General features: G+C 56.9%; 22 protein-coding genes and 1 pseudogene. 16 read left to right on the top strand and 7 right to left on the bottom strand.

All coding sequences use genetic code 11. The features are described from left to right. Nucleotides 1-167 precede the first annotated feature (167 nt). Entirely contained in the window at nt 168-722 is a 555-nt protein-coding gene (locus LNA76_RS15785) for a GNAT family N-acetyltransferase (RefSeq protein WP_230019422.1), read from the bottom strand. Between the two features lie 132 nt (nt 723-854). Between LNA76_RS15785 and LNA76_RS15780 the strand changes: the two genes are divergently transcribed. Further along, nucleotides 855-1,718, top strand: a complete 864-nt coding sequence (locus LNA76_RS15780; RefSeq protein ID WP_230019421.1) for an AraC family transcriptional regulator — start codon at nt 855-857, stop codon at nt 1,716-1,718. Between the two features lie 161 nt (nt 1,719-1,879). Here the strand turns inward: LNA76_RS15780 and hutC are convergent, their stop codons facing one another. Then, nucleotides 1,880-2,611 carry a histidine utilization repressor gene (gene hutC / locus LNA76_RS15775; RefSeq protein ID WP_094198084.1) on the bottom strand — a complete coding sequence of 244 codons (732 nt, stop codon included), beginning with the start codon at nt 2,609-2,611 and terminating at the stop codon, nt 1,880-1,882. Between the two features lie 285 nt (nt 2,612-2,896). Between hutC and hutU the strand changes: the two genes are divergently transcribed. The 4 genes and pseudogenes from hutU to LNA76_RS15755 all read left to right on the top strand — a co-directional run bounded on the left by hutU (nt 2,897) and on the right by LNA76_RS15755 (nt 7,299). Further along, nucleotides 2,897-4,612, top strand: a complete 1,716-nt coding sequence (gene hutU / locus LNA76_RS15770; protein ID WP_230019420.1) for a urocanate hydratase — start codon at nt 2,897-2,899, stop codon at nt 4,610-4,612. 18 nt (nt 4,613-4,630) lie between these two features. After that, on the top strand, nt 4,631-6,166 hold the full coding sequence (gene hutH / locus LNA76_RS15765) for a histidine ammonia-lyase (RefSeq protein WP_230019419.1): 1,536 nt from the start codon (nt 4,631-4,633) through the stop codon (nt 6,164-6,166). Between the two features lie 463 nt (nt 6,167-6,629). Next, a pseudogene (locus tag LNA76_RS15760) lies at nt 6,630-7,010 on the top strand (type II toxin-antitoxin system RelE/ParE family toxin); the annotation flags it as partial. Then, on the top strand, nt 6,997-7,299 hold the full coding sequence (locus tag LNA76_RS15755) for a helix-turn-helix domain-containing protein (RefSeq protein ID WP_035269706.1): 303 nt from the start codon (nt 6,997-6,999) through the stop codon (nt 7,297-7,299). The pseudogene LNA76_RS15760 and the gene LNA76_RS15755, both read left to right, overlap by 14 nt. A gap of 10 nt (nt 7,300-7,309) precedes the next feature. On the opposite strand, the gene LNA76_RS15750 is transcribed toward LNA76_RS15755, so the two are convergent. From LNA76_RS15750 to LNA76_RS15740, 3 genes are read right to left on the bottom strand one after another with little or no spacing between them, the layout of a single operon-like run. Continuing rightward, entirely contained in the window at nt 7,310-8,731 is a 1,422-nt protein-coding gene (locus LNA76_RS15750) for a formimidoylglutamate deiminase (protein ID WP_230019418.1), read from the bottom strand. Continuing rightward, complete coding sequence (gene hutI, locus LNA76_RS15745; protein WP_108728362.1) at nt 8,728-9,957, bottom strand: imidazolonepropionase; 1,230 nt, start codon at nt 9,955-9,957, stop codon at nt 8,728-8,730. The genes LNA76_RS15750 and hutI overlap by 4 nt, the downstream gene beginning before the upstream one ends. A 4-nt stretch (nt 9,958-9,961) precedes the next feature. Further along, the gene (locus LNA76_RS15740; RefSeq protein WP_230019417.1) at nt 9,962-10,567 is read right to left on the bottom strand and encodes a HutD/Ves family protein; all 606 of its coding nucleotides are present in this window, start codon (nt 10,565-10,567) and stop codon (nt 9,962-9,964) included. Between the two features lie 295 nt (nt 10,568-10,862). Between LNA76_RS15740 and LNA76_RS15735 the strand changes: the two genes are divergently transcribed. From LNA76_RS15735 to rpoH, 11 genes are all read left to right on the top strand, one after another. Then, nucleotides 10,863-12,059: an aminotransferase-like domain-containing protein gene (locus LNA76_RS15735; RefSeq protein WP_230019416.1), complete on the top strand. Its 1,197-nt coding sequence runs from the start codon at nt 10,863-10,865 to the stop codon at nt 12,057-12,059. A gap of 210 nt (nt 12,060-12,269) precedes the next feature. Further along, nucleotides 12,270-13,214: a 4-hydroxybenzoate octaprenyltransferase gene (gene ubiA / locus LNA76_RS15730; protein ID WP_094198463.1), complete on the top strand. Its 945-nt coding sequence runs from the start codon at nt 12,270-12,272 to the stop codon at nt 13,212-13,214. Between the two features lie 38 nt (nt 13,215-13,252). Next, nucleotides 13,253-14,512 carry a putative Na+/H+ antiporter gene (locus LNA76_RS15725; RefSeq protein ID WP_094198077.1) on the top strand — a complete coding sequence of 420 codons (1,260 nt, stop codon included), beginning with the start codon at nt 13,253-13,255 and terminating at the stop codon, nt 14,510-14,512. A gap of 204 nt (nt 14,513-14,716) precedes the next feature. Beyond that, a complete protein-coding gene (locus tag LNA76_RS15720) occupies nt 14,717-14,980 on the top strand; it encodes an FmdB family zinc ribbon protein (protein ID WP_094198076.1) in 264 nt (87 codons plus the stop codon). 11 nt (nt 14,981-14,991) lie between these two features. Continuing rightward, nucleotides 14,992-15,642, top strand: a complete 651-nt coding sequence (locus LNA76_RS15715; RefSeq protein WP_094198075.1) for a DUF502 domain-containing protein — start codon at nt 14,992-14,994, stop codon at nt 15,640-15,642. A 42-nt stretch (nt 15,643-15,684) separates the two neighbouring features. After that, nucleotides 15,685-17,472, top strand: a complete 1,788-nt coding sequence (gene aspS, locus LNA76_RS15710; protein WP_094198074.1) for an aspartate--tRNA ligase — start codon at nt 15,685-15,687, stop codon at nt 17,470-17,472. Nucleotides 17,473-17,490: 18 nt separating this feature from the next. Then, the gene (locus LNA76_RS15705; protein ID WP_094198073.1) at nt 17,491-18,342 is read left to right on the top strand and encodes an endonuclease/exonuclease/phosphatase family protein; all 852 of its coding nucleotides are present in this window, start codon (nt 17,491-17,493) and stop codon (nt 18,340-18,342) included. A gap of 41 nt (nt 18,343-18,383) precedes the next feature. Further along, the gene (gene clsB / locus LNA76_RS15700; RefSeq protein WP_094198072.1) at nt 18,384-19,625 is read left to right on the top strand and encodes a cardiolipin synthase ClsB; all 1,242 of its coding nucleotides are present in this window, start codon (nt 18,384-18,386) and stop codon (nt 19,623-19,625) included. Nucleotides 19,626-19,777: 152 nt separating this feature from the next. Continuing rightward, entirely contained in the window at nt 19,778-20,884 is a 1,107-nt protein-coding gene (locus tag LNA76_RS15695) for an S-(hydroxymethyl)glutathione dehydrogenase/class III alcohol dehydrogenase (RefSeq protein WP_094198071.1), read from the top strand. A gap of 127 nt (nt 20,885-21,011) precedes the next feature. Then, complete coding sequence (fghA, locus tag LNA76_RS15690) at nt 21,012-21,905, top strand: S-formylglutathione hydrolase (RefSeq protein ID WP_230019414.1); 894 nt, start codon at nt 21,012-21,014, stop codon at nt 21,903-21,905. Between the two features lie 286 nt (nt 21,906-22,191). Continuing rightward, the gene (gene rpoH / locus LNA76_RS15685) at nt 22,192-23,088 is read left to right on the top strand and encodes an RNA polymerase sigma factor RpoH (protein ID WP_094198069.1); all 897 of its coding nucleotides are present in this window, start codon (nt 22,192-22,194) and stop codon (nt 23,086-23,088) included. Between the two features lie 251 nt (nt 23,089-23,339). Here rpoH and LNA76_RS15680 read toward each other — a convergent pair whose 3' ends face one another. Both LNA76_RS15680 and LNA76_RS15675 read right to left on the bottom strand, forming a co-directional pair. Beyond that, nucleotides 23,340-25,391, bottom strand: a complete 2,052-nt coding sequence (locus LNA76_RS15680; protein WP_108728366.1) for a TonB-dependent copper receptor — start codon at nt 25,389-25,391, stop codon at nt 23,340-23,342. Between the two features lie 98 nt (nt 25,392-25,489). Beyond that, a complete protein-coding gene (locus tag LNA76_RS15675) occupies nt 25,490-25,927 on the bottom strand; it encodes a DUF2946 family protein (RefSeq protein ID WP_230019413.1) in 438 nt (145 codons plus the stop codon). Nucleotides 25,928-26,063: the final 136 nt, after the last annotated feature.

Raw genomic sequence — 26,063 nt, 5'->3', positions numbered from 1 at the left:
TGTTTGCCATGGGCAGTGCCGAGTTTCTGATGGGTGGCATCCTGGGCTGAATGCTTGCAGTCACGCTTGGGCCTGACATTAAGCATCGAAGAAGCCCAGGAGCTGTTCTTGTGTGTGAGTCAGTCCCAGGATGCCGCTTCCAACTGACCGGAGGATGATGGCTGGGATTAGGCCGGTTGTTTGGGCAAGGCCCGCCATTGCTGGACCGTAATACGGCTGATGTGTTCAGTCCGATAGTCCTGCAGGAACTGGTTGTACTTGTTTTCCTCGGTGTGATGATGGCGAAAGCCACACTTGGCTTGCGCAATTTGCGATTGGGTATTGTTGGCAAAGTAGCCACACCACAGTGCTTTCAGCTTCAGTGTTTCAAAAGCGTGTCGCATCACTTCGCGCACGGCCTCGGGAATCAAGCCTTGCCCCCAGTAAGGCACGCCAATCCAATAGGCAATTTCGCCTTCTTCTGCACTGATCTCGACGTTGCTGTTCTTGCCGATCAGGATGCCAATACAACCGACGGCGCGGCCATTGTCCTTGTGTACGACGGCATACACTTCGGGCATATTGAAAACGGTGCGGATAATTTCGGCACTTTCCTCAACGCTGGTATGAACCGGCCAACCTGCAATCGGGCCGACTCGTTCATCTTTGGCGTATTCGTACAAATCCTCGGCGTCGCTGTCCTGCCAGGGGCGTAAAATAAGTCTTTCTGTTTGAAGTTTCATTTTGTTTACTCACGGTCAAGCAGCAAACAGAATAGAAGCTGGCGGGTTTGACGAACAGAGCGGGACCTTGGCAGTTTCGGTACTTTTAGAAAGTCTTGCCTGTTGTTAGCCAGTCAAGGACAGTTCAGCCCCATGCATCACATTCCACAATTATTCAGCGCCCAAGACGGCTGCCTGACGGGCGAGACAACGTTGTCCGAAGGCGTGGGCATGCCTTTGTCTTTTGGTCATGCCTATATGACCTTGATGATCTGCCTGTCGGGTCGCGCCCTGGTCAGCCTGAACTTCAAGGATCAGGTCGTACGTACCCATGATGTGCTGGTGCTGGCCGAAGATACGATGACCTTGCTGAAACGACGCTCGCAAGGCTTCAAGGTGTTTTTCCTGTTGATGCCCAAGAACCTGGCGTCAGAAGTGGCTTATCCGCTGCCCAATTCCCTGTTTGTGTTCCTGCACGACAATCCCTTGTGTGTGCCCCTGCAAAAGGATCGGGCTTTGCTGGCCGCATGGCTGGTGCAACTGCGCCAGATTGTGCAGGCCCGAGGGCGGTATCAACACATCATGCTGCGTAATCAGCTGCAGAACTTCTTTCTGCGTATTGCCGAGCAGATTCCGTCCGAATACCAGGGTAGCCAGTCGTTCAGCCGCAAGGAAATGATCAGCTGGCGTTTCTGGGAGCTGGTAGGCCAGCAATGTCGAAAGCACAGAGAGGTGAAGTTTTATGCGGATGCGCTCAATATCACGCCGTTTTACCTCTCCCAACTGAGCAAAGAGTTCTTCAACGACAGCCCCAAGGCCTTGATCGACAGACAGGTGGTTCTGGAGATCAAGGCGCTGCTTTCCTACAGTCAGTTGGCAATCGGGCAGATTGCCGATCAGTTGAGTTTTGAGGATCCCTCGTATCTATGCCGTTACTTCAAGCGTCACACAGGCTTGTCGTTGACCCGCTATCGCCAGCATGAGCAGGCCCGTTCCGGTGTGGTGGCAATAGGCTGATAGAGGGACGGTGGGGGTTGCAAGTGATCAGCTCAAGGGCGGGTCGTGCCTGGTCAATACGATAAGAAAATGGCAATGTTGTATGGCTCAGGAAGGCGAGAAGTCTGTCCGCCTGATCGATGCGTTTGGGACTCAAACTCCAGGCGGAGCAGGTTTACAGCCTACATTTTGCCGGTGAATTTATAGCGGTCGCCAGGGTGCCACAGTCTTGCGTGAGTCGTGAACTGCTCGCTGGAGAAGGTGCGGCGGTCCATCACCAAACAGGGCTGCTGCTCTTTCATGTGCAGGGCTTGTGCGATTCTGGCGGGAGGCACCAGCACTTCAATGCTGTAAAAGCCGGTCGGCAAGGGGGCAACCCGCAGCAGATACTCGTTAGGCGTGATCTGGCTCCAATCCTGCTCCATGTAATCTGGGGCCATGTGCGCATCCACCAGACGATCTTCATATTGGATGGGCAAGCCATTTTCTGCATGAACAATAATGGAATGAAACAGGGCTGAGCCCGGTGCAATGCCATACAAGCGCGCTTGAGCCGGGCTGGCCTGCAGCCGCTCTACGCTCAGCACCTGACAGCTATGTTGGTGGCCGCGCTCCCGTATGTCCTGCGCGATGCTGCGTATCTCGATCAAGGTGGACTGGAATTTGGGCTGCGCCACATAGGTGCCCGAGCCTTTGATGCGGACCAGCAACTTGTCGGTGGTCAGTTCACGTAGAGCGCGGTTGACCGTCATGCGTGACACACCAAACTGCTCGCATAAAGCCAGTTCGGTGGGAATCAGATCGCCTTCGCGCCATTGGCCGGATTGGATTTTTTCCAGCACAAAATTTTTGATTTGCAGGTAGGCGGGTAACGCCGATTCGGAGGGCGTATTGCTCGTCTGGGGGGCATCCATTCTTATGCTTTCCTGTAGGACGTGTCCACACTCAAAAGGGCCTCGCGCAGACCAGACTTAAGGTCGTGAACTGGGCAGTGAGTGAAGCCATGCTCACGGTCATGAGCTTATGCAAGACTCTGCTTGGTATATGTATAGACAACTTGAAAAAATGACTATACATTGACGTGAGCTTACAAGAAAACCGTTGTTTTGTCGGCGCCTGGGCCTGCCATCAGTGTGTGGAGCAGCCTGCCAGATAGAACCAGCGCGTACCCAGAGACACCTCAGACGGAGGACATCACCATGCCAGATCATCACACTTCGGCGGCCCGCCAAGATCCTCGTTTCGATCCTGCGCGGCAGATTCATGCTCCCACGGGGACACAGCTTAGTTGCAAAAACTGGGTGGCGGAAGCCGCATACCGCATGATTCAGAACAATCTGGATCCAGCCGTGGCCGAGAATCCGCAACATCTGGTGGTATACGGCGGCATTGGGCGTGCAGCCCGGAACTGGGAGTGCTACGACCAGATTCTGGCCAGCTTGCGCGAACTGGAGGATGACCAGACCTTGCTGATTCAGTCCGGCAAGCCGGTGGGCGTATTTCGTACGCATAGCGATGCACCGCGTGTGTTGCTGGCCAACTCGAATCTGGTGCCCAAATGGGCCACGTGGGAAAAGTTTCACGCGCTGGATCAGGCCGGTTTGTTCATGTACGGACAGATGACGGCAGGTAGCTGGATCTACATTGGCAGCCAGGGCATTGTGCAAGGCACCTACGAGACGTTTGCCGAGGCAGGCCGTCAGCATTTTGGTGGTTCGCTGGCCGGGCGCTGGATTCTGACCGCTGGCCTGGGTGGCATGGGCGGCGCACAGCCTTTGGCTGCCAGCTTTGCCGGAGCGGTATCGCTGACGATTGAATGCAAGCAAAGCCGTATCGACTTCCGTTTGCAGACTCGTTATCTGGATAAGCAGGCGCGGGATCTGGACCATGCGCTGGAGCTGATAGCTCAACATACTGCCGCCAAACAGGCCGTGTCGATTGGCTTACTGGGCAATGCGGCTGACGTGCTGCCTGAGCTGGTGCGACGCGCCCAAGCCGGTGGTTTGAAACCTGATCTGGTCACGGACCAGACCTCCGCCCACGATTTGCTCAATGGCTATTTGCCTTCGGGTTGGACGGTGGAGCAGTGGCAGGCGGCGCAGCAAGATCCCGCTCAACATGCTCGTATTCAGCAAGCGGCTGCCAAGTCTTGCGTGGCCCATGTGCAGGCCATGCTGGATTTCCAGAAAATGGGTATTCCGGTTGTGGACTACGGCAATAACATTCGCCAAGTCGCGTTTGATGAAGGCGTGGCCAATGCCTTTGACTTTCCCGGTTTTGTGCCCGCCTATATTCGCCCCTTGTTTTGTGAGGGCAAAGGCCCATTCCGCTGGGTGGCCTTGTCGGGCGACCCGGAAGACATCTACAAAACCGATCAAAAAATCAAAGAGCTGTTTCCGGACAATCAGCACGTGCATCGCTGGCTGGACATGGCGCAGGAACGCATTGCTTTCCAGGGCCTGCCTGCACGAATTTGCTGGCTGGGGCTGGGCGAGCGTCATCGCGCCGGTCTGGCCTTTAATGAAATGGTGCGTAACGGCGAGTTGAAAGCGCCAATTGTGATTGGTCGTGACCACCTCGATACCGGCTCGGTGGCCAGCCCCAATCGCGAAACTGAAAGTATGCGTGATGGCACGGATGCCGTGTCGGACTGGCCTTTGCTCAATGCCTTGTTGAATACCGCAGGCGGGGCGAGTTGGGTTTCGCTGCACCACGGGGGCGGGGTGGGTATGGGCTACAGCCAGCACGCGGGTATGGTGATTGTGGCCGACGGTAGCGAGCAGGCGGCGGCCCGTCTGGAGCGGGTCTTGATTAACGATTGCGCCAGTGGTGTGATGCGTCATGCGGATGCAGGCTACGAGCTGGCGATTCAAACGGCCAAGAGTTTCGGGCTGACATTGCCCATGATCAAGTAAGAACAACAGGACAGATAAATGAGCAAGCGTATCGAACTTTCGCCCGGCGCACTGACCTTGGCACAACTGCGCCAAATCTGGCAGGAACCGACTGTTCTGACTCTGCCGCCAGAGGCGATCGGGGCCATGGATGCGTCCTCGGCCATTGTGGCCAAGATTATCCGTGAAGGTAATCCCGCCTATGGCATCAATACCGGTTTTGGCAAATTGGCCCAGCAACGCATTCCCGACCACGATCTGGAGCAGTTGCAAAAGAACCTGATTTTGTCGCACTCCGTGGGAGTGGGTGAGCCGGTGTCCGATGCGGTTGCGCGCTTGATCATGGCTATGAAAATCGCCAGTCTGGCACGGGGATTTTCGGGTATTCGCTCGCATGTGGTCACGACCTTGCTGGATATTTTGAATGCGGGCGTGGTGCCGTTCATTCCGTCCAAAGGTTCTGTAGGCGCATCGGGTGATTTGGCACCCTTGTCGCACATGACCTTGACGCTGATCGGGGAAGGGCAAGCCAAGTGGCAAGGTGAATGGATGCCGGCCCAGCAGGCTTTGGCCAAGGCCGGTATCACCCCGATTGTGCTGGCTGCCAAGGAAGGGTTGGCGCTGATCAATGGCACGCAAGTGTCTACGGCCCTGGCACTGAACGGCCTGTTCCGCGCCCAGACCTTGTTCCGCAATGCGATTCTGGCCGGTGCCTTAAGCGTGGACGCCGCCAAAGGCAGTGATGCGCCTTTTGATGCGCGTATCCATGAGGTGCGTGGGCAGCCAGGACAGATTTACGCGGCCCGCCTGTATAGGGAACTGCTGGCCGGCAGCCAGATTCGTCAGTCGCACCGGGACAATGACAACAAGGTGCAGGACCCCTACAGCTTGCGTTGCCAGCCCCAGGTCATGGGCGCGATTCAGGATCTGATCACGCAAAACGAACGTACCTTGCTGACCGAAGCCAATGCCGTCACGGATAACCCGTTGGTGTTCCCCGGTAAGGATGGCGAGCCGGATCAGGTGCTTTCAGGCGGCAACTTCCATGCCGAGCCGGTCGCGTTTGCCGCCGATGGTTTGGCTCTGGCCATTGCTGAAATGGGTGCCTTGGCAGAGCGTCGAGTCGCCTTGCTGATTGATGCCAGCATCTCCGGACTGCCTCCGTTCCTGGTGCCGTCCGCAGGCCTGAATTCGGGCTTCATGATTGCCCATGTGACGGCGGCGGCTTTGGCCTCGGAAAACAAGTCGCTGGCCCATCCCGCCAGTGTGGATAGCTTGCCGACTTCGGCGAATCAGGAAGATCACGTCAGCATGGCAACCTTTGCGGCGCGCAGGCTGGAAGACATGGCACAGAACACGGCTGCGATTGTGGCAATTGAATTGTTGTGTGCGGCACAGGGCATTGATTTTCATGCGCCTTTGCTGACTTCGGCGCGTTTGAAGAAGGTGCAGGATGCGATTCGTCAGGCCGTTCCTTTCTACGATCAGGACCGTTATCTGGCTCCCGATATCGAGGCTCTGAAAGCCCTGGTGCTGGACGAGAGCCTGGCAGCGACGGCGGCGGATCTGTTTTAGTTTTCATGAAGTACTGCTGATTGTTTTTGTCTCCACGAACTTGTCCCTGGCCTGGATCACCAAGCCGGGGATTTTTTTGTCGCCGGGCCGCCCCAAGACAAAAAGCTCCCCCTCGGGGGCAGCAAGCCGAAGGCGTAGCGTGGGGGGGGGCTTCACGACGACTCCAGCATTGCATTTCGCTGGACTACACCCTGCCGGCACAAGTCCACGCTGAATGCTACGGCTGCTGCTGCGTCCCATACGTAGGCAGGCACGGTATCCGCTATCGAGCGATGACCTGTATTGCCAACTGAGGTGTGCCAATCAAGATGGATATAAAGCTCACAAGTCACATGGCTGTGGCGATGGGTATGCGCTATGTTCATAACGAGGCGTGGAATGCGGCTGAGCGGGTGGTGAATCGGTTGTTCCACGGCGAGAGATTGATAAGTGTATCCGATACGGGTATAGTTTGGAGGTCGATATGACGTGCGTTCTCAAGCGCAAAGACTTTGCACGATGGCAGGCGGCCGAGAAGCTGCCCGATATTGCCTTGTGCAAGGCAGTTCAGGAGATGGAAAGCGGTTTGATCGATGTGGACTTGGGGGGCGCCTTATACAAGAAGCGGGTAGCTCGCCCTGGTGGTGGCAAAAGCGGCGGCTATCGCAGCTTGCTTTCGGCCAGAATAGGTAGCCGTTATGTGTTCTTGCATGGGTTCTCCAAGAGCGACAAGGGGAACATCACGCAGGATGAGAAGAAAGCGCTGCAATTTGTCGGTAAGGTGTTCTTGGGTTTGTCCCCTGAAGCCTTGTTTAATGCATTGCAGGCTGACGTGTTATTGGAGGTGCATTGTGAGCAAGATCATCGAATCGCTACGCGGCGACCTGGCGGCGCTCCAGGAGGCAGGAGCGATTGGCAAGGTGACGATGCGCGAGTTTGACGCGATTTGTCCGCCGCCAGTTCGGGAGTTCGATGCAGCCGACATCAAGCGGCTGCGAGAGGGCTTGAAGTTCAGCCAACCGGTATTTGCGCTTTATTTGCATACCACGGCATCGACCATACGCAAGTGGGAGCAAGGTGAAACCCATCCTACCGGCCCGGCGCTCAAGTTGCTGAACATCATTGCCGACAAGGGCTTACAGGCCATTATCTGATTTTTTGTATCTAAGCCTTGTTCAGTAGACTACTCAGCGTTTCTTGATAGGCGGCAAAGGCCGCTTCTTCCTGCGGATGATGGCCCTCTGTCACATAGGCCTTACCACTGACGAATACATCACGAATCGGGTTGGCGTGGGCGCGTTCGGAAAAGACCAGGGCAGAGAGCCAATGCTGCTTGTCCAGACCCGCCAGGCTAGGGTGCTTCAGATCAATCACCATCACGTCGGCCTGATGGCCGGGGTGTAGTTGCCCGCTGGCTCGTCCGGATGCTTGTGCGCCGCCGCGCGTGCAGGTCTCAAACACGTAGTCCGCCACAAAAGGCTGTTGGGGTGAAGTCAGCACATTGCGTTGCTGGCTGATTAATCGTTGACCATATTCCAGCAAGCGTAGCTCAGCGCGCCAGTCCACGCAGATATGGCTGTCCGAGCCTATACCCATATGACCATGCTCGGCCAGAAAGGCGGCAGCGGGGAACAAGCCATCGCCCAGATTGGCTTCGGTGGTCAGGCACAAGCCGGCTACGGCACCGCTGCGGGCAATTTGCTTGCGCTCTTGCTCGTCGATATGAGTGGCGTGGACCAGACACCAGCGTTCGTCCACGTTGAAGTTGTCATACAGATAGGCCACCGGGCTGCAGCCCTTGACGTCCTGGCAGGCCAGCACTTCGGCCATTTGCTCGGCAATGTGGATGTGAATCGGGTGGCGTGATGGCAGGCTGTGCAGGCCGTCGATCAGGGTATTGATGGAAGCAATATTGGTGGCGCGCAGGGAGTGGGGCGCAATACCGTAACGCCGGTCGGCATTCAACGGGTGGCTGGTGTGCAAGGACTCCAGCAGGTACAGCAACTGTGTGGGGCTATTCAAAAAGCGTTGTTGATCCTGGCGGGGAGCCTGACTGCCGAAATTGCTGTACTGATACAGCACGGGCAGCAGGGTAATGGCCAGTCCGCTGGCGCTGGCCGCTTCCATGACGCCTTGGGCCAGCAGACTTATGGGCGCGTAATTCTGGCCGTCGCGCTGGTGATGCAGGTAGTGGAATTCGCACACGCTGGTATAGCCTGCTTTTAGCATCTGTATATAGAGCCAATGGGCAATGGCCTGCATGTGCTCGGGTTCCAGACGGGCGGCGAAGCGGTACATCAGGTCACGCCAGCTCCAGAAACTGTCCTGGCCTTGTCCCCGGAATTCAGTCAGCCCGCTCATGGCGCTTTGAAAAGCGTGTGAATGCAGATTGGGCATGCCCGGCAGTGCGGCGCCCAGTGCCTTATATACGGAGCCTGCGGTGTCTATGTCTTGTTGGTTGGCTTCGGGGAGAACATGCGTCAGCGTACCGTCCCGGTCCCAGCGCAGCAGTACATTGGCCTGCCATTGGCTGTCCAGATAGGCCCAGGGGGCCCAGAGCGCATCATAGTGCCGCAGAATAGTCATGGTGATTCCTTACGCAGGTCACGGCTGATGATTCCTTGGTACACGACCAGGGCACAGCGTGGCAGGCCCATCCAGTAGACCAGCTCGGGCAGGGAGTCTATATCCCAGGCAACAAAGTCGGCGCGGGCCCCGATACTCAATTCACCGCTGATATTCGGGGCACCCAGGGCTTTGGCGGCATGGCGGGTGACACCTGCCAGGGCCTCAGGGACTGTCAGCTTGAAAAGCGTGCTGCCCATGTTCAGCATCAATAATAGGGAAGCACAGGGGGATGTACCGGGGTTGCTGTCGGTGGACAGGGCCATGGGCACGCCGTGTTTACGTAGCAATCCGATAGGGGGCAACTGAGTTTCACGCAGGAAGTAGTAGGCACCGGGCAGGAGTACGGCCACGGTTCCTGCTTGCTTCATGGCGATGACACCGGCCTCATCCAGATATTCCAGATGATCGGTAGACAGGGCGTGGTAGCGTGCTGCCATTTCTGTACCGCCCAGGTTGGAGAGCTGTTCGGCGTGCATTTTGACGGGCAGGCCCAGGTCTTGGGCTGCTTTCAGGACGCGCTCGGACTGCTTCAAATCAAAGGCAATGCGCTCGCAAAAGACGTCAACCGCATCGATCAGTCCTTCTTGTGCCAGCGTGGGCAGCATGTGATCGCACACCAGATCCAGATAGGCATCGGTTTGCCCGGCAAATTCAGGGGGCAGGGCATGGGCCCCTAAAAAGGTGGTACGTACGGTTACCGGACGCAACTCACCCAGACGACGGGCCACACGCAGCATCTTGCGCTCGCTCTCCAGATTCAGGCCGTAGCCGGATTTGATTTCGATCGCGGTGACGCCTTCGTCCAGCAAAGCATCCAGACGACGCAGGGCCTGAGCCAGCAGTTCGTCCTCGCTCAAGGAGCGGGTGGCGTTAACGGAGGACACAATGCCCCCGCCCTGACGGGCGATGTCTTCATAGGAGGCCCCTGCCAGCCGCAAGGCAAATTCCTGGGCGCGGTTATCGCCGTAAACCAGATGAGTGTGGCAATCGATCAGGCCTGGAGTGACCCAGCGGTTTCCCAGCCTGTGTTCTTCTGTGGCTTGCTGCCACTGTGCGGGCAGAGCATGGCGCGGGCCCATCCAGGCGATACGGCCTGCCTGTTCGACCAGGCAGGCATCTTCAATGACTTGCTCGGGGTCGGCGTTGGGGGCCAAGCGTAAATCAGTCCAAAGTGTGTAGCGCATGGTTTCATTCCGTGGGAGCGATATAGGCGTAGACCAGTGGAGCATCAGCGTGCTCGGCCTGCAGTTGCAGCGACAAGGGGGCGGATGTGCTGCCTGTCAGGGCCTGCCCGGTGTTCAAGGTCCAGCGATGTATGTCGGCCTGGAACTGGTAGCCGCCTTGCGGTGCATACAGAAAGTGCGTGCCTGCGGCCAAGGTCATGGGAGCATTCCGTCCTTGCCAGGCTTGCAGGCTGCCCTGGGCTCGGCCCCGGCGCAGCATCAGATTCAAGTCCTGCGTGGGCCCGAGCGGTAACATGCAGGCCACCCGGTCCTCGCCCGCGAAGGCGTAGGGCTGGAAAGGGTGCAGCACATGAATGTGGTCATGGTGGATTAGCTGCATGGTGTCGCCCTTGATCAACATGATGTGTCGATCTATGCCGGGAAAGCGTGAAAAATCGCCGGAAGTGTGGACTTGGGCCAGGCTGATGCGCCAGTCAAAGTGCTCATAATCGGAATGCTTTGGGGAGCACCGTATTTCGTGCGTGGTGCCACCACCGTTTTTCCAGGGCTGCGCGGGCAGGCTGCTGATGTTTAGCAGGTCAAGCAAAGTGGCAGGGTGAGGGTCGCTCATGGTGGCATGGCTCCGAGCAGATTTTTAATTGTATATACAATAGCTGAGTATAGACAAAGTGCGACGATTGCCTTGAAGGGGAGATCGATTTTTCAGGGTAAATCCCGAGCTGATACGGTTTGGCTACTTGCGCTGCAAGCCGCTTGGTGGCAAGGTATACGCTAATAAACCCGCGTCATAACTCATTCAAAGGTGCAGGATGCCTGGTTTGTCCGGCATCCTGCGTTCATTGTTGCAAGCTAGAAAGTTTGCATATGAAGTATTTAATCGTTCTTCTTCAGGACTTTTCCGAATCATGGATACCCTCTCGCAGTCTTTTACCTTTTCCCAACGTGCCCAGAAACTGAGTGGCTCCGCAATTCGTGAAATTCTCAAGGTCACTTCGCGTCCCGAGATTATTTCCTTTGCGGGCGGTCTGCCCACTCCAGTTGGCTTTCCTGTCGAGGAAATGCAAAGCGCGTGCAACAAGGTACTGAGCGAGCAGGGTCGTGTGGCCTTGCAATACGCCACCACGGAAGGCTATCTGCCCCTGCGCCAGTGGTTGGCAGAGCAAATGAGCGCCGAAGGCGCCCCTGTACACGCCGACGAAATCCTGCTGGTGAACGGTTCGCAGCAAGCGCTGGATATGCTGGGCAAGTTGTTCATCGACGAGGGCAGCAAGGTGTTGGTGGAATCGCCTACTTACCTGGGTGCCTTGCAGGCTCTGTCGGTGTACGACCCTTCTTTTGTGGCGATTCCTACCGATGGTCAGGGCATGATTCCCGAGTACGTGTCGGCTCCTGAAGCTATGGGTGCCCGTCTGCTGTACGCACTGCCTAACTTCCAGAACCCGACCGGTCTGCGTTTACCCTTGGAGCGTCGTCAGGATCTGGTGGAACGATGTGCTGCCGCACATATCCCAATCGTCGAGGACGATCCCTACGGCGAACTGCGTTACGCTGGCGAACGCCTGCCCAGCTTGCTGTCTTTGGGCCGCAAGGCAGGTGCCACCGTGATTCGTCTGGGCACCTTCTCTAAAGTTCTGGCTCCCGGCCTGCGCCTGGGTTACATCGTGGCTCCTGCCAAAATCATCGACAAGCTGGTGCAGATCAAACAGGCCACGGACTTGCATACCTCCACGTTGACGCAGATGGCGGTTTACGAAGCCGTACATAACGGTTTCCTGGAACAGCACCTGCCCAAAGTGCGCGATATTTACCAGAAACAGTGCGCCATCATGCTCGATGCGATGGACAAGAACTTCCCGGACACGGCCCAATGGACTCGTCCTGAAGGTGGCATGTTCATTTGGGTGACCTTGCCCGAGCACGTGGATGCCACGGCCCTGTTGCAAAAAGCGATTGAAAATCTGGTGGCTTTTGTGCCTGGCGAGCCCTTCTACGCGGGCAAGGACGTCAAACGCAACACCTTGCGCCTGAGCTTTGCGACTGTGCCCGAGGAAAAAATTCGCGAAGGCATCGCCATCTTGGGTAAACTCATTAAAGAAGCCTGATGGGTGTTTGGCAGGCAATGGACGCAGACTGATGGTCTGCGTCTTTTCACGCGCTGGCTGGGCCAGCGTTGTGGTTTTCAAGGGTCGTCCATTTTGCTCTCTTTGCTCCTGGAGCATGAGCAGGTTCCTGGAATCCACCGCATACCCTCAGCCAGAGGGTATGCCTGTTTCTAGTCTATGGCTCAAGGCCTGGATTTAGGTTTTACCTCTATGACATCTCCATCCGCTTCGGAGTCTTCTCCGCGCCCAGATCTGTCCGATATGCGCCCCACCAATGACTGGGTGGCCCGCTATTTACCCGCCTCCTGGGGGCCTTATGCGCGTTTGTGCCGGCTGGACCGGCCTGTGGGCACTTGGTTGACCCTCTTGCCCGCCCTGGCCGCTCTGGTGCAGGCGGCGGACGGTCTTCCTACCTTGTGGCGTGTGGTGATCTTTTCCCTGGGTGCCTTGTTGATGCGTGGCATTGGCTGCTGCTTTAACGATATGGCGGACCGCAACTTTGATCACCAGGTTGAACGCACCCGTTTCCGGCCTTTGACCAGCGGACAGCTCACCATGCGCAAGGCCGTGATCTTCGTGCTGGCGCAGATGGCTGTGTGTGCCTTGCTGCTTTTTGCCATCAATGAGTACAGCCGCTGGCTGGCGCTGGCCCTGTTTCCCATTGTGATGATCTACCCACTGTGCAAGCGCTTTACCTATTGGCCGCAAGTGGTTCTGGGGATCTGTTTTAACTGGGGCATGCTGATGGCCTGGTCCGACACGCAGAACATAGTGCCTTTGGGTGCCATCCTGATGTGGGTGGGCGCGATTTTGTGGCAGGTAGGCTATGACTCCATCTATGCCTATATCGACGTGGCTGACGATACCAAGCTGGGTCTGCACTCGACCGCCTTGCGTTTTCGTGAGGCCGGCAAGACCTGGATCAGCGGTTTTTACATAGCCGCCATGTTGTGCTGGCTGGTAGGCGGTTTGCTGTTGGACGAGCGGATTTTGTATTACGCCGTGATGGCGGTTATTGGTGCCCATCTGCTGTGGCAGATGAAACATTTTGACGTGCGCTATCCCGAACGAGGCCTGCGCCTTTTCCGTGCCAACATCTGGGTTGGTGTTTTGCTGGTGGTGGCCGCGTTGGCGGGCACAATCAGTTTGGTTTGATACGCAGCAATTTACATAAAGCTTTAAAGGTTCGAAGAATGGCTTCTCCTCTTGAGTATGTTGCAACGGCGCTGTTTGCCATTGCCATCGTCCACACCTTCTCGGTTCCGGTGTTTGCACGCTTGGCCAATAAAGGCGGCAGCCATGCAGGGCTATGGCACATGTTGTCCGAGGTCGAAGCCGTGTTTGGCGTCTGGGCCTGTGTGCTGGTGGCTTATATGGCCGTTTTTGTGGACTTGCAGTCGGCCATCGAGTATTTGGAGAGCCGCAACTTTACCGAGCCCATGTTCGTGTTTGCGATTATGGTGGTTGCCGCCAGCCGCCCGATTCTGGAGCTGGTGAACAAGATCGTGTCGGTGCTGGCACGAGCGGTACCCGTGTCGAACCAGATTTCCACCTACTTCATCACCATTTCCGTGGTGCCGTTGGTGGGTTCCCTGATTACCGAGCCCGCTGCCATGACCTTGGCGGCCTTACTGCTGCATAAGGCGTATTTCCGCCATCAAGGCCATGCCGGTTTCAAGTATTTGACCGTGGGTGTGCTGTTTGTGAACGTGTCCATTGGCGGTGTTTTGACCGCGTACGCGGCACCGCCTGTCCTGATGGTTGCCAGCACGTTTGGCTGGGACAGCGCCTTTATGGCGACGCATTTTGGTTGGCGCGCTATTTTGGCCGTCTTGATCAATGCCACTTTGGTCACACTGATTTGCCGTAAAGCTTTGCTGGAAATGGGGCAGGGCATGCCCGAGCCCAGCCAAACCCAACGCCCGGTACCGATTGGTGTCATGGCGGTTCACGTGGCTTTCCTGATAGCGGTTGTGCTCGGTGCGCATCACCCCATTGTGTTCATGGCGTTGCTGATGCTGTTCATTGGTTATGCCCATTCGTACAAGCATTACCAGAACCCTTTGCTGGTGCGTGAAGGTCTGATGGTTGGTTTCTTTCTGGCCGGTCTGGTGGTGCTGGGTGGTTTGCAAAAATGGTGGTTGCAGGATTTGCTGGGCGGCCTGTCGCCGACGGTGCTGTTCTGGGGTGCAACGGCCTTGACCGCTGTGACCGATAATGCTGCCTTGACCTATCTGGGCTCTTTGGTTGAAGGTACGTCGGACATTTGGCGATACATGCTGGTGGCAGGTGCTGTAACTGGCGGTGGCTTGACCGTGATTGCCAATGCACCGAACCCCGCTGGCTTTTCCATTTTGAAAGGCAGCTTCCCGGACGGGGCCATCTCACCCCTGCGGCTGCTGCTTAGCGCCGCAGCACCGACCTTGATTGCTGCCTGCCTATTTTTGATCTAAATCGGATGGCCGCCGCAGGCGGCCTGTCTGGCGGGGTGAAGTTCAGTGCGATTGCACCCCAAAAAGGGCTAAAATCACGTCAGAAGTGCCCCTGTGAACTCTTTTCGGGTTCTTTTTGAGCGGGTCCCCAGCTTGAAATTTGCTGGTATCGACCCTACTTATTTATCTCTCGAAGTTTGTTTCGGCTTTTTGTTAGGATGAGTCGTGCCTATCTATGCGTATAAATGCAGCTCGTGCCAATACGAAAAAGATGTGCTGCAAAAAATGTCGGACCCCGTTTTAGAGGTTTGTCCAGAATGTAATCAGCCTACCTTTACCAAACAGGTAACGGCGGCAGGATTCCAGCTCAAGGGTACGGGCTGGTATGTAACGGATTTTCGTAACCAGGGTGGCAGCAAGTCCGCGGACAGTGGCGCTACGTCCACGCCTGCGCCTGCGGCGACACCCACGTCCTCATCGTCCAGCTAACATCACTTCTTATGCGCCCCTTCAAGCGTTATTTCGTCACTGGCCTGCTCATTTGGGTGCCCTTGGTCATCACCGTCTGGGTGATGACTTTGCTGATCGAAACGCTGGAGAGCGTGGTACCGGAGTTTCTGTCTTCGCAGGCCCTGTTCGGCCTGCGAATTCCCGGCTTTAGAATTGTGCTGGTGCTGGCGGTCTTGTTTGGTACGGGTTTACTGGCGGCCAATTACCTGGGCCGTGCGGTGGTGGATCGTTGGGAATTGCTACTTGGGCGTATTCCTTTGGTGCGTTCCATTTATAATTCGGTCAAGCAAGTCAGTGATACGGTGTTGGCACCCGATGGTCAGGCGTTTCGCGAAGCCGTTCTGGTGCAGTATCCCAGGGCTGGCTCCTGGACCATTGCTTTTTTGACCGGAGTACCGGGCGGACAAGTGGCGCAGATATTGGGAGACGACTTTGTCAGCGTCTACGTGCCCACAACACCCAACCCAACTTCCGGTTTTTTCCTGATGATGCCTCGGGCCGATGTACACAAGCTCGACATGACAGTGGATGCGGCGCTTAAATACATCGTATCCATGGGTGTGGTCGGCCCTGCCGAGTCGATCGCCTTACCCCCAGTTTCTGACCAGTCTGAAGGGACACCTCCCTTGGCTGGAACCTGAATTTTCCAATTTGCAGTTTTTACTATTTCGGAGTCATCCTAGATGCGTACGTGTTATACCGGCGAGGTTTCCAAAGAATACCTGGGCCAGACGGTCAATTTGTTTGGCTGGGTACATCGTCGCCGCGACCACGGGGGTGTGATTTTCATTGATCTGCGCGACCGTGAGGGTCTGGCGCAGGTTGTCGTCAATCCTGACAACGTGCAGGCCTTTGAAGTGGCCGAACGTATCCGTAATGAGTACTGCCTGCGCATTACCGGCCGCGTTCAGGCCCGTCCTGAAGGCACCGTCAACCCGGATCTGCGTTCGGGCGAGATCGAAATCGTGTGTGATGAGATCGAAATCCTGAATGCCTCGGTCACCCCGGCTTTCCAGTTGGATGATGACAATTTGTCCGAAACTACGCGTCTGACGCATCGCGTGCTGGATTTGCGTCGTCCGCAAATGCAGAACAACCTGATGCTGCGCTACAAAGTGGCCATGCAGTCCCGTCGCTATCTGGACGACCTGGGTTTCATCGATATTGAAACCCCCATGTTGACCAAGAGCACCCCTGAGGGCGCTCGCGACTATCTGGTTCCCTCGCGTGTGAACGCGGGCGAATTCTTCGCATTGCCTCAGTCGCCCCAGTTGTTCAAGCAAATGCTGATGGTCTCGGGCTTTGACCGCTACTACCAGATCACCAAGTGCTTCCGCGACGAAGACCTGCGCGCTGACCGCCAGCCAGAATTTACCCAGATCGACTGCGAAACCTCTTTTCTGAACGAAGAGCAGATTCGCGAGATCTTTGAAGGCATGGTCACGCACATTTTCCGTACGGTGCAAAACGTGGAACTGCCTACGTTCCCCACCATGAGCTGGACCGAGGCCATGCAGCGCTACGGTTCGGACAAGCCTGACCTGCGCGTCAAACTGGAATTCGTGGATGTGGCTGATCTGATGCGTGAAGTGGACTTCAAGGTCTTTTCCGCCCCAGCCAATGACCCATCCTGCCGTGTGGTTGCCCTGCGCATTCCTGGTGGTGGCGCCATGCCCCGCAGCGAAATCGACGCCTACACCAAATTCGTCGGTATCTACGGTGCCAAGGGCCTGGCTTACATCAAGGTCAACGATGTTGCCTCGATTCCTGAAGGCTTGCAGTCGCCGATCGTCAAGAACATCCATGTTGATGTTCTGAAGCAGTTGATGGAGCGCACGGGCGCCCAGAACGGCGACCTGATCTTTTTTGGTGCGGACAAGGCCAAGATCGTCAACGACGCGATCGGTGCCCTGCGTATCAAGATCGGTCACAGCGAGTTTGGTAAAGAGAACGGTCTGTTTGAGGAAGGCTGGAAGCCTCTGTGGGTGGTGGACTTCCCCATGTTCGAATACGACGAGGGCGAAAACCGTTACTTTGCGGCTCATCATCCCTTCACCAGCCCCAAAGACGGCCATGAAGACCTGTTGGAAACCGATCCCGGCAAGGCCTTTGCCAAGGCATACGACATGGTGCTGAACGGTTGGGAAGTGGGCGGCGGTTCGGTCCGTATCCACCGTGCCGACGTTCAAAGCAAGGTGTTCAATGCCTTGAAGATCGGTCCTGAAGAAGCACAACTGAAGTTCGGCTTCCTGCTCGATGCGCTGCAATACGGTGCGCCTCCACATGGCGGTCTGGCTCTGGGCCTGGATCGTCTGGTCACCTTGATGGCCGGTGCCGATTCGATTCGTGATGTGATTGCTTTCCCCAAGACACAGCGTGCTCAGTGTCTGCTGACCCAGGCCCCATCGGCTGTGGATGAGCAGCAACTGCGTGAGTTGCATATTCGTCTGCGGGCTGTTGAAAACAAGTAAGTCAGAGCGGGGGACGGCGTGTCAGTGATTCGGGTAGTCAGCTACAACATTCACAAAGGCCGTTCGGCTTCTGGCAAACGGGAGTCTTTGGCGGATCTGCGCCTGGGACTTTACGGATTGTCTCCCGACTTGTTGTTTTTGCAGGAAGTGCAGGGGCGTAACCAACTGCAAGGCAGTCTGGACGCCCAGCACGAATCGCTGGCCGCTGCCTTGCGCATGAATACGGCTTATGGGTGCAACGTGGTTCGTCCTCATACGGATCACGGCAACGCCTTGCTGTCGCGCTTTCCCATTTTGCAGTACGAAAACCAGGACATCTCCGACCATCGTATGGAACAGCGCGGTTTGCTCCATGCGGTTGTTGATGTTGGCGGCCGTCCGGTGCATTGCATTGTGGTTCATCTGGGCCTGTTCAACAGTGGCCGGGTTCGCCAAGTTCAGGCCTTGCTCGATCGTATCAAGCGCATTGTCCCTGCGGACGAACCCTTGTTGATCGCGGGCGATTTCAACGACTGGAATAACCGTCTGGCGCCTATCTTTGTGCAGCAATTGAATCTGTACGAAGTGTTTTCCTTCTCGCCTCGCGGTCAGGCCGATAACCGTTTCCGCTTGCGCCAGCCCATTAAATGGCTGCGTACCATGCGTAAAAGCGGGCTGGTTGTGCCGGACCAAGGCATCCAACTGGGTGTCAATGGTGCTGCACGCATGACACCCCCACCTCGTACTTTCCCCGCAGCATTTCCCTGGTTACGGCTGGATCGTGTCTATCAGCGTGGTTTTGCAGTGCGTAATGCCCGCGTGCTGGTGGGAGACCCCTGGAAGCAGTTGTCCGATCATGCCCCTATCCTGACCGAGCTGGAGCTGCCGTAACGGGGCATTCAGTGGTTTCCTAACGTATAGGCCTAGCCAGCATGCCGAGTCTGAAGCGCGATCCACTTTGGCACGAAGGTAATCAAATCACCTTGCTGCAAAATGGCCAGGAGTTTTTTCCGGCTATCTGCGAAGCCATCGATCAGGCCAGAAAGCGTCTGCATCTGGAAACCTATATCTTCAATCTGGACGATAGTGGTCACTGTGTTTTGGACGCCTTGCGTCGAGCCAGTGAGCGCGGTGTGCGCGTACGCGTGGTAATTGATGGCTTTGGCAGCGATGTGCATGCCTTGCAAATTGCCGAGCAGTTAAAGGCCATGCGTGCGCGCTACCGGATTTATCGCCCCAAGCCGCAAGGGTGGCGCGAACCCCGCCTGTCCTTGCGACGCCTGCGCAGACTGCACCGGAAAATGCTGGTGGTCGATGAGCGCATTGGTTTTGTGGGTGGCATTAATATTCTGGATGACTTTGATGATGTGCCCTTGATCAATGGGCAGGGTATGCCGCGTTTTGATTTCGCCGTGCGCTGTGAAGGGCCGATTGTCGATGACATGGTGCGGGCGCAGCAGGCTTTATGGCTGCGTATGGCCTGGCGCAGACGCAAGGATTGGGACAGCTTCACCCAGCGTTTCACCTTGTGGCGCGAATGGCGCAAGCGCCGTCAGCAGCGCAAGAAGGCGGAGCAGGCCGGCCAGGTCTTTGAAGGCATACGGGCCACTTTGTTGCTGCGGGATAATGTGCGCCATCGTCAGCAAATTGAGCAGGCTTATTTGCAGTTGTTGTGCAAGGCGAAAGAGCAGGTCATTTTGGCCAATGCCTATTTTTTTCCGGGCCGTACCTTGCGACGGCATATTGAGCAAGCCGCCGAACGTGGTGTGCGAGTACGCTTGTTGTTGCAAGGCCATGCCGAATATTTCCTGCAATATCGGGCCTGTAGATTCATGTATGGGCAGTTGCTGGATCATGGCATTGAGCTGTACGAGTACAAGGCCAGCTATCTGCATGCCAAAGTAGCCGTCATCGATGACTACTCCATGGTGGGCTCGTCCAATCTGGATCCGTTCAGCCTGCTCCTGGCGCGTGAGGCCAATGTGCTGATTCAGGATCAGCCATTTACCCAGAATTTGCAGACCAAGCTGGAGTACGAGATCGAACACAATGCTGCCAGAGTCTACCCGGAGCAATATCAGCGTCTGGGGGTGTTCAGCCGGCTGGTTGATTACCTGGCCTATGGTATGTTGCGCCTGGGCGTGCTGCTGACGGGTAAATCGTCTTTGTATTGAGGGCAATCCTGTACGTTGTGCGGGTCTTTACCCATACAAGGTGCCGCCAGCCGGGCAGCGCCTTATAAAATACTCTCTATACTTTAAGAGTTTGGTCCCGAAGGACCGAGTTTGCCGTAACCATAATTACTTTTACCCGGAGGGTGGACCACATGAAAACACGTGCAGCAGTTGCCTGGAAAGCGGGCGCACCGCTAACGATTGAAGAGGTCGATCTGGCAGGTCCCAAAGCGGGCGAAGTGCTGGTCGAGATCAAGGCGACGGGCATTTGCCATACCGATTACTACACCCTGTCTGGCGCGGATCCAGAAGGTTTGTTCCCGGCCATCCTGGGCCATGAAGGTGCAGGCGTGGTGCTGGATGTGGGCGCGGGTGTGACCAGCCTGCGTCCCGGCGATCACGTGATCCCGCTGTACACGCCCGAGTGCCGCCAGTGCAAATCCTGCCTGTCGCGCAAGACCAACCTGTGTACCGCCATTCGCTCTACTCAGGGCAAGGGCCTGATGCCGGACGGAACGTCGCGTTTCTCCATCGGTGGCAAGCCTGTGCACCACTACATGGGCACATCGACTTTTGCCAACCACATCGTGGTGCCAGAAATTGCCTTGGCCAAGATTCGTAACGACGCGCCGTTCGACAAGGTGTGCTACATCGGCTGCGGCGTGACCACCGGTTTGGGCGCCGTGCTGTTTACCGCCAAAGTGGAGGCCGGTGCCAACGTGGTGGTGTTCGGTTTGGGCGGTATCGGCCTGAACGTGATCCAGGGCGCCAAGATGGTGGGCGCGGGCAAGATCATTGGAGTGGACATCAACCCCGAGCGCGAAGCCATGGCTCGCCAGTTCGGCATGACTGATTTTGTGAACCCCAATGACGTTGAAAACGTGGTGGACCACATTATTCAACTGACGGACGGCGGCGCGGATTACTCCTTTGAATGTATTGGTAACACCAAGGTGATGCGTCAGGCGTTGGAGTGCTGCCACCGTGGTTGGGGCCAGTCCATCATTATTGGGGTGGCCGAGGCCGGTGCCGAAATCTCCACTCGTCCGTTCCAGTTGGTGACCGGCCGTGAATGGAAGGGCTCTGCCTTTGGTGGCGCTCGTGGTCGTACCGACGTACCGAAAATTGTGGACTGGTACATGGATGGCAAGATCAATATCGACGATCTGATCACCCACACTTTGCCGCTGGAACGCATTAATGAAGGTTTCGACCTGATGAATGCCGGTAAATCCATCCGTTCGGTGGTGATGTACTGATAGATGTCGCAGGAAGAGGGCGCAGGCCGCTGCCTGCACCCTTTATCCCGGTGCCAGAGTCCGTTGCCGCCCTGGGGGTGTGCCACCGGCTTTGGGCCGGATCTGCAATTGAGAACAAGAGGGGGCTATGACTCAGACACTGGAACTGCTCAACGAACACCGCTGTTTTGATGGCTGGCAGCGTTATTACCAACACGCTTCGCAGACGATTGGTCTGCCCATGCGGTTTTCTGTGTATATGCCGCCACAACTACAGGCCGGCGCTCAGAAAGGGGCCGCCAGCCTGGCAGAGGCCATCGGGCAAGGCCGTGTGCCTGTGCTGTTTTTCCTGGCAGGGCTGACTTGCACAGAGGAAACCTTCATGATCAAGGCCGGTGCCCAGCGTTACGCTGCCGAGCACGGCATCATGCTGGTGACTCCCGACACCAGCCCGCGTGGCGCTGGTGTGGCAGGGGAGGATGAGGGCTGGGATCTGGGCACGGGTGCTGGTTTCTATCTGGATGCCACTGAACCGGGCTGGAACAAGCATTACCGCATGGAAAGCTATGTGACCCAGGAGCTGTTTGAGCTGGTCACGACCATCCTGCCCGGTGATGCCAGCCGTGTGGGTATTTTTGGTCATTCCATGGGCGGTCATGGTGCCTTGACGCTGGCGTTGCGCCATCCCGGCAAGTACCGCTCCGTGTCGGCCTTTGCGCCTATTGCTGCGCCAACCCGCTGCCCCTGGGGTGAAAAAGCCTTTGGTGCCTACTTGGGTCAGGATCGTCAGGCCTGGGAACAGCACGACGCCAGCGCCTTGATGGCCAAGACCAGCACGCCGTATCCTGCCGGAATTTTGGTGGATCAGGGTTTGAGCGACGGTTTTCTGGCCGAACAACTGTATCCGGACGTATTCGAGCAGGCGTGCGAGCAGGCCAAACAGCCTTTGACCCTGCGCCGTCACGACGGCTATGACCATGGCTACTACTTCATCTCGACCTTCATTCAGGACCATCTGAATTTCCACGCCGAGCGACTGTGATCGTTGGATAAACAAGGTCGTACTTTGTTATTTTCAGGTGGGCCTTAAGGCGTTACTCTCAGGCAGACACGGTTTTTTGCCTGTTTGTGGCGTTCTGCCCACCGATTGACCGCCGTTTCCCCTCAAGTAGTGAACTTTTTCTTGCTGCGACGCTCTTATTCCTGTACTCGAAATTTTTAGCACTCCAGACCATCGAGTGCTAAACTCAATGATTGTTGAAATACGTTTTTGGCGGTTTGAGGGCCTTGTTGAGTGCTCTCGCCGGCTGACCTTTGAAGGATTTTCCATGACACAACAAGCGAACGCTTTGGCCCTGGCGTCTGGTAATGAACTCGTCGCCGCCGTGTCTAATCCAGGCGCACTGGGGACGATCGAAGCGTATATTTCTGCTGTTAACCGTCTGCCCATGCTCAGCGCCGAACGCGAAACCGAGCTGGGTCAGCGCCTGCGCGACCAGGATGACCTGGATGCTGCGCGCGAACTGATTTTGTCGCACCTGCGTCTGGTGGTGTCCATTGCCCGCCAGTACCTGGGTTACGGCTTGCCGCATGCCGACCTGATTCAGGAAGGGAACGTGGGCCTGATGAAGGCCGTCAAACGCTTTGACCCAGAACGCGGTGTGCGTCTGGTGTCGTTTGCCGTGCATTGGATCAAGGCCGAGATTCATGAATACGTCGTGCGCAACTGGCGCATGGTGAAAGTGGCTACCACCAAGGCCCAACGCAAACTGTTTTTCAATCTGCGCCGCATGCGTCCGGACGGACAAACGCTGGATACGGCGCAGGTAGACGCGATTGCGCGTGAACTCGATGTACGTCCACAGGACGTCAGCGAGATGGAAGTGCGTCTGTCCGGTCACGATATGGCTCTGGAAGCCCCGACTAATGACGACGATGACCATTTCGCGCCTATTTCTTACCTGTCCGACGAAGGGCAGGAGGAACCCTCGCGTGTGCTGGAACGTCGTGCTCAGGACATGCTGGAAGGCAGCGGCCTGGAAGAAGCGATCGACACGCTGGACGAGCGTTCGCAGCGCATTGTGCGCGCCCGCTGGTTGCAGGACGATGGTGGCGCGACCTTGCACGATCTGGCTGCCGAATTCGGCGTGTCGGCAGAGCGTATCCGTCAGATCGAAGTGGCGGCATTCAAGAAGCTGCGTGTCGCTTTGGCGGCAGCAGTTTAAGTCGTTTTAAAGAGTTACAAATTTCCAGGGAAACCGGCAGAACTTAAGCTGATCTTCGCGGACTAAACAATACATTTGCTGATTTTTGCCACCTATGCAATTCGGCATTTGCACATCCGCTTCGGCTTCTCCTCTTCCCCTCCCTTTTGAAGCGGATGTTTACGGGACACCAGCTAGGTGTCCCTTTTTTTTGCCCTGATTTTTCAGCCTTTTTGCCTGCTGAGTCCATCTGACCTAGCAGGCAAAAACGATCAGAAGGTCAAAGCAGCGCGTAGCCAGACGGTGCGACCAGGGTCATTAAAGCGGCTTGCTGCCCCAAAACCAAACCCACTGTTCCCGGCCAGATTCAGGTGTTCGCCATAGGTCTTGTCGAACACATTATCCACACCGGCTGTCACAGACAGATTGCGGTTGATTTTGTAGCCGCCGTACAGCGACAAGGTGCTGAAACCGCCGGTAGGCCCAAAGTCGTAACCCACCACATTCCCTTGTCCCTGCGAATAGCGATTTTGCTTGGCCACAATGCGCCAGACACCGCCTGCGGACCAAGGACCTTGCACATAATCCGCTGTCAGACGCAGATCCAGCGGGGGCATTTGCGGCAGAGCGCGGCCATCAGTGCTATTTCGACCCCAGGCATAGGCCAGGCTGCCGCCCAAGGTCCAGTTGGGCGTCGCTTTCCAGTCCGCACCCAATTCGCCGCCCATGATGCGGGCCTTGACGTTGCGGGCCTGGGTTTTCTTGCCCATCATGCCGCCGGGCAGGTAGTCGAACAAGATGTAGTCTTGAATCTGGCCGATATAGGCAGAAGCCCAGGCCGAGACCGTTTCATCCTTGTACTGCGCGCCAAAATCCAGCTGCGTGGTCTTTTCAGGTTGAATCCCCAGGAAGGCACTGGGGCTGCCTTGCGGACCGCTGGCCGGGGAAATCAGTTCCCAATAATCCGGCATGCGCTGCACATGACCAATACCGGCGTACAGGCTCAAAGGCAGGGAATCCAGATCATGCTCGATACGCAAGAAGGCACTGGGCAGGGTTTCCCGACGGCGCTCGTTGGCTCCGGGGTTGGGTTTGCTCATCATGCCACTGCCCAGGCTGGGGCGCAGATCGCGGGCGCTGGCCCAATCCAGACGCGCACCACCAATCAAACGGCTGGCGTCATTCAGATCCCAACGGGCCTCGGTGAAGATGCCGATATTGTCGAACTCGGCATCTTTTACCCAATCCTGATCACGGTAGTCCTGCATCCCCATTGCGCTGCGTTTGCGATGGCGGCTGCGCATGGCATCCGCGCCGGTGGTGAGCGTCAGGTCGTCGCTCAAGGCCCAGTCCATGCTGAAGCGGCCGCCCCAGGTCAGGCGGTCCACATTGGAAGCCATAGGCATGGACATACCGCCGCTGGGCTTGAAGGGGCGCAGTTCGTAGTTATCCATCACGTGATCGGCGTAGTTGTAATACAACTGGGCCTGCACATTGCGCAGCACGCCTTCATGCATGTCTTTCTGGAAGCGCAGACCCAAGGTTTCGCGCTTGAATTTGGTGCCGTCCATGCCACGACCGGCATAGCGGGCATAGCCGTCACCCGTGCCTGCGCTTAACTCCAGCAAGGTATCGGCATCCGGTGTCAGGCCAATGGCGACGTCTGTATTCCATTTTTTCCAGCGCGAAGGCACACGCTCACCATCCCCGTCCTTGTAGTCTTGCGCGCGATCCTGATTGGCGGTCAGGCGGGCATAGTAAGAGGCATTGCCAGCGGCAAAGTCCACATTGCCTGCGTGACGACCAGCCGAGCCGCCCAGGATGCTGGCGTCCAGCGTGGCATCGCTTTCGGTAAAGCCAGGCGCTTTGCGCTCGAAACGTACCGTCCCGGCAGACGCGCCTGGCCCCCAGCGCACGCTTTGTGGGCCTTTGATGATGGTCAGCTCATCAAAGGATTGGGGCGAAATGTAGGAGGTGGGCGCATCCATGCGCGACGGGCAGGCACCAGGCATGGAGCTGCCATTGGTCAGCACGTTCAGGCGCGAGCCAAACATGCCACGCAGCACCGGGTCGCCGTTGCTGCCGCCATTACGGATGGCGGCAAAGCCAGGGATGGTTTTCAAGTAGTCTGTGCCGTCGCTGGCGGGCAGGGGCAGGCGCGGCAGTTTGGGATTGGTGCTGAACTGCAAAGGAGATTCAGGAGCCACCCCTGTCACCACAATGGGGCTGAGTTGTTCGATAACGGTGGATTGGGCCAGGGCAATAGAGGGCACACAGGCCAGAACACCGGCGCTGATCAGGCCGGGGTTTACTAATTTCTTCATGACTAAATTCCGAAGAGCAGCCGTCGCCCAGCGGCAAATCCGCTTGGGCAATAGCAGCAAAGGAGAAAAGGCGCAGCGGCAGAGCCGAACGCGGGAAATCAGGCAGGAAGAAGAAAGGGTGGGGCTCGTTGTCCCACCGGCGGGCCACGAATAAAGGCCTGTGCCAGGGCGGGATCAAGCGGGGGAAGCAGGAAGGGCCGGAAGTGGCCCAGGCTCAAGGGTGTGGCGACAGCCACAGGCGCGGGCGTCAACGCGGCTTGCAGCATGACGCAGAACGGACAGGTGGCGCTGGTAGTAGCCTCGTCCGAGTGGTCAGCGGTGTCCTCGCCCAACAAGGCTGCCCAGTGCTGCACCATTTCAGGGGGCAGGCTTTGTCCTGAAGGCAAACAGAAGGCCAGGGCATAGCCCTGATCGTTTTGCGTGGGCATGTAGCCCGCAGGCACGATTCCGCGCAGCACCACAGCCAGCAACAACAAGCACAGGCCCAGACGATGGGGCCAGCGAGTCGCAGCAGGAAAGGGACGCGGAAAATTCATGATGCGAAAGTATAACCAGTTATGTCAAAGGCGAATTTGCGTTGGCGCAGATTCCGGCTCGCTGTCGTATCTTTGTGTAGATGTGGCTCTGGGTGCGGGGCCAGAGGCCAAAAAACGTAAATTTTGCGAGAAAAAG

It is taken from the genome of Alcaligenes sp. MMA (assembly GCF_020907215.1).
GTDB classification, from domain to species: Bacteria; Pseudomonadota; Gammaproteobacteria; order Burkholderiales; family Burkholderiaceae_B; genus Alcaligenes; species Alcaligenes aquatilis.
This window is presented reverse-complemented; position numbering and strand designations above follow the sequence as displayed.